An 11,874-nucleotide genomic window follows, 5' to 3' on the forward strand; every position below is an offset into this window, starting at 1 on the left:
AGTAGCATCCTTGTCAGTGTATAAAGTCAGTCGATAAGGGCGCGGGAAAGCCCCGCGCCAAAAAGGTTTTTAGAAGCCGTATTCAAGTTGTAGGTAGTAGAAACGGCCTGTGTTGTCGTGGAATGCGAAGTGGTAGCCTTCTGCTTCATTGTAGAATGGCGCCAATTCGTCAGTTACGTTACGGATACCAACAGCAATCGTTGCATTTTCGATACCTGTGTACGCAAGCTGTGTATCCCAAGTTGTTAGAGCGTCAACTTCAGAGTGCTCTGCAGTCTCGTAACGAGTGTCGTAAGAGTGCGTGTAGTTCACGATGTTTGTGAATGCGAAGTCTTCGTAGCCGTAACCAAGCGTTGCTTTACCTTTGAAGCGAGGACCACCGAAGTAAGTACCAATGTAATCTTCTAGGTTGCCGTCTGAGTCACTTTGCTTGTACTCAATGTTGTAAGTACCAGCTAGTTTCACTAGGAAGTCACCGTAGCTATCAGTTGATAGGTCGTACTTCACTTCACTATCGATACCGCTTACTTGTTGCTTAGCAACGTTCACGTACTCATCTAGGATGTAGTCGATATCACCGTTCGCTTTACGAACAACATTAGGGCTGTTTTCGTCGATAAGCTTCTGTGCACCTAGTGTGTCGATCTTGTCATCGTTCACAATGTAGAAGTAATCAACTTTTACAGATAGGTCTTCAAGCGGCTCGATTACAGTACCGATGTTGAATGACTGTGCTGTTTCCGCATCTAGGTCTTTGTTACCTTGGCTAACAACGCGGTATTGACCACGAGTGTCAGTTTGCGGGTCGTAAAGTGTTTGGTAGCTTGTAGATGCACCCGCGTTAACTTCTGGTAGAGTCGGTGCTTTGAAGCCGTGGCTGTATGATGCACGGAATAGCACTTCATCCATTGGTTGGTAGCGAACTGCCACTTTCGGGCTGAATGCTGAACCAAAGTCGCTGTAGTGCTCTGCACGACCAGCAAGCTGTACTTCCACTTCTTCGATAACCGGTGCAACAAGTTCTACGTAACCTGCAAATACAGTACGGTCACCATCAGAGCTTGTACCACCACTACCAACGATTTGGTTTGCTTCAACACTTGCGTCTGGCGTATCAGAACCTGCTTCGTAACGGAACTCACCACCAACAGCAACGTATGCGTCACCGCCTGATAGCTCGAATACTGGGAAAGAAGCACCAGCGTTGATGAAGCCAAGTTTAGATTCACCCTTACGTTTTGTTTCAACGCGAGCACCGTCTAGTGATGATGATGGGTTGTTCGTAACGAATGGGTTGTAAGCTCCGCTGTCGATCGCCGCTTGGTAGCCTGCGATTGTTAGGTAGTTCTTACCTACGTTTTCGGTTTCTGTGTAGTGGTAACCAGCATCAGCTGTCCAGTCTACGTCAGTATCAAACCAGTTTGCGTAACCTTCTGCACCTGCCACAACGCGGATAGAATCTGTTGTGATTTCGTTGATACGGTTACCAGCTTCAAGAATACGGTGACGCATAGTGACGTCTTCACCGTACGTGTTGTTCGGGTTGTCTTTCGAGATAGTCACGTTTTGGAAGTCTGGCGTCGGTGCCGAGATAGTTGTTGACTCAACTCGGTTTAAACTTAGCTCCGCAAACAGGTTGGTATCTTCGTTTAGTTGGTGGTTAAGGCTAGTTAGGAAGTTGTAACGATCACTTTCTGGGATCATTGCAATTTCTTCGTTGTAGTTGTAGTTACATTCTGCGCTACCACCAGTACATAGTGATTCCCATGTACCATCTTCTTTGTAAACACGACCTGGTGTACCTGCAGAGCTACGCCAGTCATAACCACCTTGAGAAGAGTGGTCAGCAGTTTTCGTGTTTGGACGATCTTTCATCATGATGTTGCCTTTTTGGACAACGTTTAGAGACGCCATGATGTTTGTTGCGTCATTGAATGTTTTACCGCCAGTTAGCGTAACATCTAGGTCTTCACCATCGCTGTAAGATGTTTGACCACCGTTTAGGCGAACATCAAAGCCTTCGTAGTCACGCTTAAGGATTACGTTTACTACACCACCGATAGCATCTGAACCGTAGATTGCTGATGCGCCATCTTTAAGAACGTCGATACGCTCAACAGCTGAAAGTGGGATTGAGTTTAGGTCAACGAAAGTGTCGTTTAGGTTTTGTGCAAACGCGTAGTTTGCTACACGGCGACCGTTAAGTAGAACTAGAGTACGGCTCGCACCAAGACCACGAAGAGAAACACCAGAAGTACCTGCAGCAAAACTGTTAGTAAATGAGCTGCCGTAGCTGCCTGCACCATTCTGTGTTAGTCCACGTAGAACATCATCTACGCTTACAGCACCCATCTTAGCGATGTCATCTGCTGTATATACGTCTACTGGGTTTGGACCTTCCATGTCCGTAGTGGAGATACGTGAACCTGTTACCTTCATCTTCTGAAGTTGTTCAACTTGCTGCTCTTCTGCCTGTGCTGCTAGAGGTGCCACTGCTGCGGTTCCCAGTGCAAGGCTGATCGCAACAGATAAAGCGGTTGTGTTTTTATACATCCTTGTTGCTCCGATTATTATTATTTCCTATGTCTGGCCATATAACGACCAATTGTGACGTTAATATTTCGTTAACGTTCGGAACATGTATACCTGAGATGAAAAAAGGAAGTCAAACCAGTGGTAAACAGAGATAAAGAAATGTAAAAAAGATGTAAAAAACCAAAAGTGACCTAAATCACAGAATAATTTACTGCATGACGTTTATAAATCGAGATCAAATCTTAATAAAACACCGTATTTTGTGTTTCTTGTAAACACTAATGACTTATATCGCCTATGGATTTTAAGTGGGCGATTAGCACTGAAAATGGATGTATATCTAGAGAATAATTCTGATCTATGCTTTTTACGGAATGGTAGGTATGTTAACTCGCTCGCACTGGATGGTATCAGAATATGATACCCACCGTTATCAAAGGGCTCACTCGTATTTTTGGGTCAAATATCGTTTAGGTGGTTTTGTCTATTTATTCTGGATATCTGCATGTTTATATAGGCTTTTGGCTCTAAAGTGCCTAGATTGATATTCTGTATGAATTGTTTTTGTGGTTTTTTATAATTATTTACAAAAACATTTCTGTTTTTCGACATCGGAAGAAGTTTGTCATGTTTTGGATTCAAACACTTGAAGCTTGCTCGGATTCAAGATAAATATGACGCTGAAATTATTGCAGTAGTGGAAAAAACTGACTTTTGAAACTCAGGGAGTGTGTTTCAACAGCTTTAGTTACTACGGGATAGAAATGCACCATTTTGGGCCGGATCTTTCCTCTCCAACCCCGCCTAATAATGGACAGTAGACAAGGAGCAAGTTGTATATGCTGTCGTACTTTTTACGTCGATTGGCGTTGGTGATTCCAACGTTTCTCGGAATTACCATTCTTATCTTTGCTATCACGCGATTCGTACCTGGTGGTCCGGTTGAGCGCATGCTGTCTCAAATGCAAGCGCAAGGTGATGGTGCCGCATCAATGACTTCTGCGGGTGGTAACACCGCTCTTTCCGATGACCAAATCGCGGAGCTTAATGCTTTCTACGGTTTAGATAAGCCAGTTATGGAAGCGTACGTTGAATGGCTGAGCCGCTTAGTGACGCTGGACCTAGGTGAGTCAACACGTTACTACGAGCCAGTATCAGACATGATTGCGGAGCGTTTACCTGTCTCCTTATTCTATGGTGGGATGACCTTCTTTATCAGTTACTTTATCTCTATCCCACTTGGTTACTATAAAGCGTTGAAGCACGGTTCCGTGTTTGACTCCGCGTCTTCTATTCTTATTTTCGTTGGTTACGCCTTGCCTGGGTATGTGGTAGGTGTCCTCCTTATTACCTTGTTCAGTTATCACCTAGAGTGGTTCCCGATGGGAGGCTTCGTTGGTGATGATTTTGATGACTATGAGACCTTTTTTGAGCGAGCGAAAGACATTATGTGGCACGCGGTGCTGCCTTTGATCTGTTATCTCATCGGTGATTTTGCAACGTTGACGATGACGATGAAGAACAACCTAATGGAAAACCTATCATCTGATTACATTCGTACTGCCATTGCGAAAGGTTTGCCATTTAAGAAAGCGGTACGTAAGCACGCACTACGCAATAGCTTAATTCCTATCGCCTCTCACTTCGGTAACTCTCTGTTGTTCTTTATGACAGGTGCATTCCTTATTGAAGTAATTTTCAACATTGATGGCATCGGTCTGCTTGGCTATGAGTCCATCATGGAGCGCGATTATCCTGTAGTAATGGGCATCGTAGCTATCAACGCGGTATTACTGCTGATCGGTAATATCATTTCAGATATCTGTGTTGCTTTAGTCGACCCACGTGTGAAGTTTGGAGCGTAATATGATTAAAGTTAGCCCGTTAACTCAAAAGAAAATCCGCCACTTTAAAGAAATCAAACGTGGTTACTGGTCATTTGTGATCTTATCGACCATGTTGATCCTTTCTCTATTTGCGGAGTTGTTGATCAACAGTAAAGCGCTTGTCGTCAAATACGACGGTAGCTTTTACTTTCCTGTGGTGAGTGATGTGCGTTTAGGCAGCGAGTTTGGTCAAGCGTCTTCCAGTGAAGCGGATTACCGCGAGCTGCAAAAAGTCTTCGAAGCGGAAGGTGGTGATAACTTCGTTATTCTGCCGATTGTGCCGTGGAACCCGTACGAGCAAGATTTTAGCGGTGACTTCCCGCCAACGGCTCCAGATGCTGAGAGTAAACACTACCTTGGTACGGACGTGATTGGCCGAGACATCTTAGCTCGATTGGTTTACGGCTTTCGAACGGCGATGGGGTTTGCCTTGCTGACAATGGCAATCTCGTATGCGATTGGTACTGCTGTTGGCTGTGCGATGGGCTTTTGGGGCGGTAAGTTTGACCTGTTTGTTCAACGTTTGATCGAAGTGTGGTCTATGGTGCCGTTTTTGTACGTCATCATGATTTTAGTTTCGATAGTTCAGCCCACATTCACCTTATTCGTTGCCATCAACGTACTCTTTGGATGGATGGGGATGACGTGGTACATGCGTACCATGACTTATAAAGAATCAGCTCGTGAATACGTGATGGCTGCGCGCGCACTTGGTGCATCCACTGGACGTATTCTATTCAACCACATCTTGCCAAATACCATGGTTATGATTGTGACTCTTGCACCATTTACTATCGCTGCAAACATCACTGCACTGACGGCACTGGATTACCTAGGTCTTGGTTTGATGCCTCCAACGCCAAGTTGGGGTGAGTTGTTGCAACAAGGTAAGTCGAACCTAGACTCGCCATGGATCGTTGCATCAGTAGTGAGCTCGATTGTTCTGGTACTGGTTATGGTGACCTTTATCGGTGAAGCGATTCGAGCAGCATTCGACCCGAAAAAATTCACACGCTATGTTTAAGCATGCATTGTGAGCAAAACATAAAAAAGGGAAGTTTTATGAAAAAAATAATTTTAGCGTCCACGCTAAGCGCCCTAAGTTTTGGTGCGATGTCAGCGACGCTTCCGACTGACTTAAACTGGCAAACGAACTGGGATGAGCCGCAATATGGCTCTCCTAAAGCAAAGCGTGGTGGGACTTATCGCACTTATATGTCGAGCTTTCCCCAGACTCTACGCAGTGTTGGCCCTGATGCTAACTCTGGCTTACGCTCTTTCATCTTCGATGAAACGCCAGGGTTGGTGGTTCGCCATCCAGATACGCTTGAATTCATCCCAGAGCTAGCCAATGAGTGGGCATTAGCGGGTGACAATAAAACGGTTTATTTCAAACTGAACCCACAAGCTAAATGGTCGGATGGCAAGCCAGTCACGGCAGACGATTTTGTTTTTATGCTTAAGTTTTACCGCTCGAAAGACATTTTAGAGCCTTGGTACAACGACTATTACAACAAAACGGTAGCTGATGTTATCAAATTTGACGATCACACCTTCGCCGTGAAGGCTGCGAAAGAGCTCAACCCAGAAGAGTTGTTGTTGAGAATGGGGGCGCTACGTCCTCGTCCTGCTCATTTCTATGCGAATCCGAAGAAAGACGCGAACGGTGACGGCATTCATGATGATTTTGTGCGCTACTACAACTTTAAAAGTGAACCAACGACCAGTGCTTATTACTTAGCGGACATCAAAAAAGGTAAAAGCGTTACCTTTAAGCATGTAGGAGAGGACTGGTGGGGTTACACCAACAAGTACTACGAGAATCGCTATAACGTCGACAAAATTCGTATCACAGTTATCCGCGATAGTGATATTGCGATGAAGCACTTTGAAAAAGGTAAGTTGGACGCATTTGCGTTGGTTTTGCCAAGTCTATGGCATGATAAATCCAATACTGCCCCTTACCAAAAGGGTTACATTGAGAAGTTCTGGGGTTACAACCAATATCCCGTTGGTGCAGGTGGCGTGTGGATAAACACTGCTATGCCTCTACTTGATGATTTAAACATTCGCAAAGGGATCACTTACGCGACAGATTTCGACGGCATGATTGAGAATGTTATGCGCGGAGACTACAGCCGTAAACCCAACCCAACAGGCTTTGGGCATGGTAAGTACACTTTACCAGATGTGAAAGCGCCCAAGTTTGAACCAGAAAAAGCGGCGGCAGCGTTTGAAGCTGCAGGCTTCGATAAGATTGGTTCCGATGGTATTCGCGTGAATGATAAAGGTCAGCGTTTGAGCTTTGAATTGACGTACTCCTCTCCAGTTCATACACCGCGTATTGCTTTCTTACGTGAACAGGCAAAATTGGCAGGGTTAGATATTGAGCTGAAGCTGATTGATGGTTCATCGATGTTTAAGTATGTACGTGAGAAAAAACACGAACTTGCTTTCTTTGATATGGGTACTTCGGAAATCCCAACTTACTGGGAATACTTCCATTCCGTGAACGCCAACAAACCGCAAACGAACTCATTCACCAACTACAGCACGCCAGAGTTAGATGAAAAGATCATTGCGTATCGCTTTAACATGGACATGGATAAGAAGATCCAACTAGGTCATGAGATTCAGCGAGACATTATTGATGCGCATGTGATTGTTTCTGGCTATATGGTTCCTTACGTTCGGTATGGACACTGGCGTTGGTTGAAATTGCCAGAGAAACCAATGAATCGAATGACAGAAGCGTTGTTTAGTGGCGGAATTATCGGTGATGGCACGTATTGGATCGACAAAGACGTGAAGAAAGAAACCCAGAAAGCGATGAAGTCGGGTAAAACCTTTGAACCTGTTGTTGTCGTTGATGACACGTATAAGCTGTAAGGATGTGTTATGGAAAACGATGTAATCCTGAGTGTTAAAGACCTTGAGGTTGAATTCACTACTGATGATGGTCCGGTAAAAGTGCTGCATGGTGTGAATTTTGATGTTCGCGCTGGTCGTACGCTGGGTCTAGTAGGTGAATCCGGTAGTGGTAAGAGTGTTACCTCCATGTCTATCATGGGGCTGTTGCCAAAACCTTATGGCAATATCGTCAATGGTGAGATTGACTACCGTGGTACTAATTTAGTTACCTTACCAGCAGAAGAGATGTATGCCATGCGTGGTGACCGCATCTCAATCATCTTTCAAGATCCAATGACAGCGTTGAATCCAGTTCATTCAATCGGTCGTCAGCTTTGTGAAGTGTTAGAGCTGCATCGACCTGAACTTGGTAAGAAAGAGCGTGAAGCTTACGCGATAGAAATGTTGGCGAAAGTGAAAATTCCGATGCCGGAAAAACGCTTGAATGAGTACCCGCATAATCTATCGGGTGGTATGCGTCAGCGTGTGATGATTGCGATGGCGTTGGCGTGTAAACCAGACATTCTTATCTGTGATGAGCCAACTACGGCATTGGATGTAACGGTACAGGCGTCTATTCTTGAACTAATGAATGAACTTCAAGAAGAAACGGGTATGGCGATGATCTTCATTACTCATGACCTTGGTGTTGTTGCGGAAGTGTGCGATGACGTGGCAGTCATGTATGGCGGTCGTATTGTCGAAAAAGCTGAAATTTTCGAACTGTTTGACAACCCGCAACACCCGTACACAGAGCGTTTGATGGGCTTGATGCCAAGTTTAGATAATGAACCTAAGCAGATGATCGACATTAAACCGATTGATGCCAGTATGTTTGCTAGCTAACTGGTGCAAAGTGAACAAGTCATAAAAGAGGATGTTATGGCAAAAGAAGTATTAAGAATTGAAAATCTTAAGCAGCACTTTGTATCTGGTAAAGGACTGTTTAAGAAGGGATATACCATTAAAGCTGTTGATGGTGTGTCGTTGTCAGTAGGTCAGGGCGAGACCCTTGGGCTCGTCGGTGAGTCTGGTTGTGGAAAAAGCACACTAGGCCGTACGATCCTAAAGCTGTACGAACCGACAGAAGGTAAGATTTTCTTTGAAGGTAAAGACATTACCAAGTTTTCCGTCAAAGAAATGCGTTCGTTACGTAAGGACATGCAGATTGTCTTTCAGGACCCAATGGAGTCACTCAATCAACGTCATACGATTGGTATGATTCTCGAAGAGCCGTATGTGATTCATAAGATTGGTACATCTGCAGAGCGAAAACAGTGGGTGAAGGAGTTGCTTGTAAAAGTCGGTTTACCTGAAACCGCTGTAAACCGTTATCCACACGAATTTTCTGGCGGTCAACGTCAGCGTATCGGTATTGCTCGTGCCATTGCGCTAAAACCTAAATTGCTAATCTGTGATGAGTCGGTCTCTGCATTGGATGTGTCTGTTCAGGCGCAGATCTTGAACTTGTTACTGCAACTTCAGCAAGAAATGAACCTTGCAATCATCTTTATCTCTCATGATTTGTCTGTGGTGAAACATGTGTCTGATAAAGTGGCGGTGATGTATTTTGGTAAAGTAGTGGAAGCAGGTAAGGCGAAGGAAATCTACGCAAACCCTCAAAATGATTACACCAAGAAACTCTTGTCCGCGATTCCGATTACACACCCGAAATATCGCAAGAAAAAGCGTTTAGCAGAAAAAAAGCAGCAAGTGGCGTAACGCCATCCGCTGAGTAAAATCATCATCGAAAAACGCTCCACTTGGTTGGAGCGTTTTTATTATGTGTGTTTTTTCTCGCTGAGAGAGGGTGCTCTTCAGCTTCTTGAAAAGAGCGTGCTACACTGCAAACTTATTCCTTTGATTTGTTTGGATAGTTGGCTATGCCGTCGCATTTACCTAAATCATTCAGTCGTCCATTTCTGAAAATCTTTCATGTGCTTGAAGCCGTGCTTCTGGTCGCCATTACTTTGGCAACTGTGTGGGCGATGGTGGAAGAGTTTATCCACATTTATGTACAAAAGCGTGTATCGCTTGATGACATCTTATTGATGTTTATTTATTTGGAAGTGCTCGCCATGGTCGGGCAGTTTGTGATGAATGGTAAGATACCAGTTCGTTACCCAATTTATATTGCCATGATGGCCATTGCTCGCTACATCACGCTTGGTATGAAAGAGCTCGATTCCGTGATGATAGTATGGCTCTCTTTAGCTGCGTTTATTCTGGCTGCGGCAACCTTGGTTATTCGAGTTGGTCACCATTATTGGCCGTATATAGATAATCAAACCGCCGAAAAAGACGAATGATGTTAAGCCTCGCTCAGTGCGAGGCTTTATTTTTGCGTGAAGGGAAATCACATCCAAATGGCTTGGGGGGTAAAAAAGTGTAAAGTCATCTCAAGCCATCTTGTTTCTTGCTCTATTGATGAGTATCTTCACACTAACCTTTTCTTTTTTCTGCCTGTTTGATGAGATATTGTGATGCTAGCGAAAAGCACATCGACAATTTACTTTCTGCTGAGTGTCTTGATTGCTTTTGCGCTTTCAAGCGGTATCGCTCGTGCAGAAATACCATCAACGGCGAATCACATGGCGATGGCTGATTCTCTGCATATTAGCTACTGTGATTTGACCTTTGGCTCGGTAGAAAAGAACGAGTCAGGTTGCTGTGAACCGGGCGGAACATGCTTTGAAAAGCAGTGTTGTTCTCATGGTCACGCATCGGGGACGGCTGTTGTTGAAACTCAGCCAAGATCTTATGAAGCTCCTTACAGAGATGAACTGGCGATAAGCAAAATCGCGCTCTATACCAGTGCAGACATGCACTCTCACTATCGTCCTCCGATAGCTTAATTCCTATCTCGCAGCATTTCGCTGCCAACAATTTTACTGCACGTAATGCCGTGCGAATTTGTTACGCGTGTAAATAGCTTTCTATTTGCACCATCCTGTGATGGGAATGAAAAAATGAAAACCAATCTAATTGCTCGTACTGAGCACCTTGCTGCGTGCCTACCAAACCTTGTTATCAACCGACAAGCGGGAGGTCGCCATGACGCATAAGCATCTACTAATTATCTTGTTTGTGTCTGTGTGCTTGATTTGGGGCACCACGTGGTTTGCGATGGAAGTGGCAGTGCAAACTATTCCGCCCATCTTTGCCACCGGTCTGCGCTTCCTGATCGCTGCGCCGCTATTAATCATGTTGGCGAAACACCTCAATCAACCCCTGTTCTTTCCTAAGGGAAAAGTATTTTGGATGTTCGTGGTCGCGATTTTCTATTTCGCGATTCCATTTACCTTGATGATTTTTGGCGAACAGTATATTTCATCAGGTCTTGCTTCGATCATCTTCGCCAATATGCCAATCGCAGTCATGGTGACATCGAGCTTGTTCCTTGGGCTTAGGTTACGTAAATCTCAGATTGCTGGTCTTTTGGTGGCGGTTCTGAGCTTAGTTTTGATTCTGGCTAAAGAGATGAGTTTAGGTGGCGAGGATTACATACTGGGCTTTCTCGCTTTAGGCGGCGCGGTCTCGATTCATGCGGTGATGTATGTGTTTGTTGAAAAGTTCTGTAAAGGCATTCCAGTGCTGACTTACAACGCCTTTCCAAGCTTTGTTGCCTCAGCGTTGCTCTTTATCACCTCACTGATTGTCGAACAGCCGGATCTTTCTCAGTTCTCGATGGATTCGATTACTGCTGTGATTTATCTCGGTATGTTTGCTAGCGTCGGTGGCATCGTGGCGTACTTTAAGCTTGGACAAGTGTCGACGCCGTTTACCGCCTCGATCTGTTTCCTGTTCTTCCCGTTGATAGCGCTTAGCCTTTCAACATGGATTGCAGGTAACAGTTTGTCATTAGTTTCCGTTGCTCTGCTGCTGCCATTACTGGGCGGTATTTTTGTGACTAAAGCCGAGCCTGCTTTCTGGCAGCGTTTTCGCCTAAAACCTGCTGAGAAAAAGCCTGTGCTATGTGAACATTGTATGAAGAATATCAATGCCTAACATAGGCTAAACATCATGAAAAAGCCCCATTTAGTTGGGGCTTTTGGCGTAATGCTATTTACCTTGCTCGTTACGCAGATACATGATGGCAACCATGCTAAAGCCAATAAATTGCCATAGATATTGCCCATCACTTGCTCCCGTAATGGTTTGGGTGAAAGCCATACAACCCGTTACGAACAGAGATGCAAAAGCCGCATAGAGTAGCCACGGACGTTCTTTACCAGCCATAAACTCGCCTGCCAGCACCGAGCGAATCACCAATAAAAACGGTAAGCACTGCAAAGCAATGAGAATCGGGAACATAAAGTCAAACGTTGGGCTCAGCAGTGCATGACCGACTTGGCTCTTATCCCACGTTCCAACGATATAACCTTTCCAGCCAGCCCAAGTATCACCTGCATAGGCGGTATCAGGCGTGATGATGCCAAGTAGCACACCCATCACTTTATCGATAAAGCCATTTTTGAACCAAAAGACGAACAGAAAGATCTGGATTGGAATGATCTGAAAAGCAAACTTCTTCAACATGTGT

10 protein-coding genes are annotated in these 11,874 nt (G+C 44.8%); 8 read left to right on the forward strand and 2 right to left on the reverse strand.

The features are described from left to right. Nucleotides 1–69 precede the first annotated feature (69 nt). Nucleotides 70–2,553 carry a TonB-dependent receptor gene (locus ABMY42_RS15710; RefSeq protein ID WP_005448453.1) on the reverse strand — a complete coding sequence of 828 codons (2,484 nt, stop codon included), beginning with the start codon at nucleotides 2,551–2,553 and terminating at the stop codon, nucleotides 70–72. Nucleotides 2,554–3,374: 821 nt separating this feature from the next. On the opposite strand from ABMY42_RS15710, the gene ABMY42_RS15715 reads away from it, so the two are divergent. The 8 genes from ABMY42_RS15715 to ABMY42_RS15750 all read left to right on the forward strand — a co-directional run bounded on the left by ABMY42_RS15715 (nucleotide 3,375) and on the right by ABMY42_RS15750 (nucleotide 11,339). Continuing rightward, entirely contained in the window at nucleotides 3,375–4,400 is a 1,026-nt protein-coding gene (locus tag ABMY42_RS15715; protein ID WP_005434432.1) for an ABC transporter permease subunit, read from the forward strand. 1 nt (nucleotide 4,401) lies between these two features. After that, nucleotides 4,402–5,445 carry an ABC transporter permease subunit gene (locus ABMY42_RS15720; RefSeq protein ID WP_005449386.1) on the forward strand — a complete coding sequence of 348 codons (1,044 nt, stop codon included), beginning with the start codon at nucleotides 4,402–4,404 and terminating at the stop codon, nucleotides 5,443–5,445. A 38-nt stretch (nucleotides 5,446–5,483) separates the two neighbouring features. After that, on the forward strand, nucleotides 5,484–7,310 hold the full coding sequence (locus ABMY42_RS15725; protein ID WP_017817187.1) for an extracellular solute-binding protein: 1,827 nt from the start codon (nucleotides 5,484–5,486) through the stop codon (nucleotides 7,308–7,310). Between the two features lie 9 nt (nucleotides 7,311–7,319). After that, nucleotides 7,320–8,177, forward strand: a complete 858-nt coding sequence (locus ABMY42_RS15730; RefSeq protein ID WP_005449382.1) for an ABC transporter ATP-binding protein — start codon at nucleotides 7,320–7,322, stop codon at nucleotides 8,175–8,177. 36 nt (nucleotides 8,178–8,213) lie between these two features. Further along, a complete protein-coding gene (locus tag ABMY42_RS15735; protein ID WP_005449380.1) occupies nucleotides 8,214–9,053 on the forward strand; it encodes an ABC transporter ATP-binding protein in 840 nt (279 codons plus the stop codon). A gap of 161 nt (nucleotides 9,054–9,214) precedes the next feature. Further along, nucleotides 9,215–9,640: a phosphate-starvation-inducible PsiE family protein gene (locus ABMY42_RS15740; RefSeq protein WP_005449378.1), complete on the forward strand. Its 426-nt coding sequence runs from the start codon at nucleotides 9,215–9,217 to the stop codon at nucleotides 9,638–9,640. Between the two features lie 174 nt (nucleotides 9,641–9,814). After that, nucleotides 9,815–10,186: a hypothetical protein gene (locus ABMY42_RS15745; protein ID WP_005449376.1), complete on the forward strand. Its 372-nt coding sequence runs from the start codon at nucleotides 9,815–9,817 to the stop codon at nucleotides 10,184–10,186. A gap of 199 nt (nucleotides 10,187–10,385) precedes the next feature. After that, nucleotides 10,386–11,339: a DMT family transporter gene (locus ABMY42_RS15750; protein ID WP_349266529.1), complete on the forward strand. Its 954-nt coding sequence runs from the start codon at nucleotides 10,386–10,388 to the stop codon at nucleotides 11,337–11,339. Nucleotides 11,340–11,393: 54 nt separating this feature from the next. On the opposite strand, the gene ABMY42_RS15755 is transcribed toward ABMY42_RS15750, so the two are convergent. Beyond that, on the reverse strand, nucleotides 11,394–11,870 hold the full coding sequence (locus ABMY42_RS15755; protein WP_009698961.1) for a hypothetical protein: 477 nt from the start codon (nucleotides 11,868–11,870) through the stop codon (nucleotides 11,394–11,396). Between the last annotated feature and the right edge of the window lie 4 nt (nucleotides 11,871–11,874).

It is taken from the genome of Vibrio sp. SSH13-20 (genome assembly GCF_040104475.1).
Classification (GTDB): domain Bacteria; phylum Pseudomonadota; class Gammaproteobacteria; order Enterobacterales; family Vibrionaceae; genus Vibrio; species Vibrio harveyi.

Coding starts and splice junctions, on each gene's coding strand:
- ABMY42_RS15755 (WP_009698961.1), bottom strand. CDS start 11,870: ATGTTGAAGAAGTTTGCTTTTCAGATCATTCCAATCCAGATCTTTCTG.
- ABMY42_RS15730 (WP_005449382.1), top strand. CDS start 7,320: ATGGAAAACGATGTAATCCTGAGTGTTAAAGACCTTGAGGTTGAATTC.
- ABMY42_RS15745 (WP_005449376.1), top strand. CDS start 9,815: ATGCTAGCGAAAAGCACATCGACAATTTACTTTCTGCTGAGTGTCTTG.
- ABMY42_RS15715 (WP_005434432.1), top strand. CDS start 3,375: ATGCTGTCGTACTTTTTACGTCGATTGGCGTTGGTGATTCCAACGTTT.
- ABMY42_RS15710 (WP_005448453.1), bottom strand. CDS start 2,553: ATGTATAAAAACACAACCGCTTTATCTGTTGCGATCAGCCTTGCACTG.
- ABMY42_RS15725 (WP_017817187.1), top strand. CDS start 5,484: ATGAAAAAAATAATTTTAGCGTCCACGCTAAGCGCCCTAAGTTTTGGT.
- ABMY42_RS15720 (WP_005449386.1), top strand. CDS start 4,402: ATGATTAAAGTTAGCCCGTTAACTCAAAAGAAAATCCGCCACTTTAAA.
- ABMY42_RS15750 (WP_349266529.1), top strand. CDS start 10,386: ATGACGCATAAGCATCTACTAATTATCTTGTTTGTGTCTGTGTGCTTG.
- ABMY42_RS15740 (WP_005449378.1), top strand. CDS start 9,215: ATGCCGTCGCATTTACCTAAATCATTCAGTCGTCCATTTCTGAAAATC.
- ABMY42_RS15735 (WP_005449380.1), top strand. CDS start 8,214: ATGGCAAAAGAAGTATTAAGAATTGAAAATCTTAAGCAGCACTTTGTA.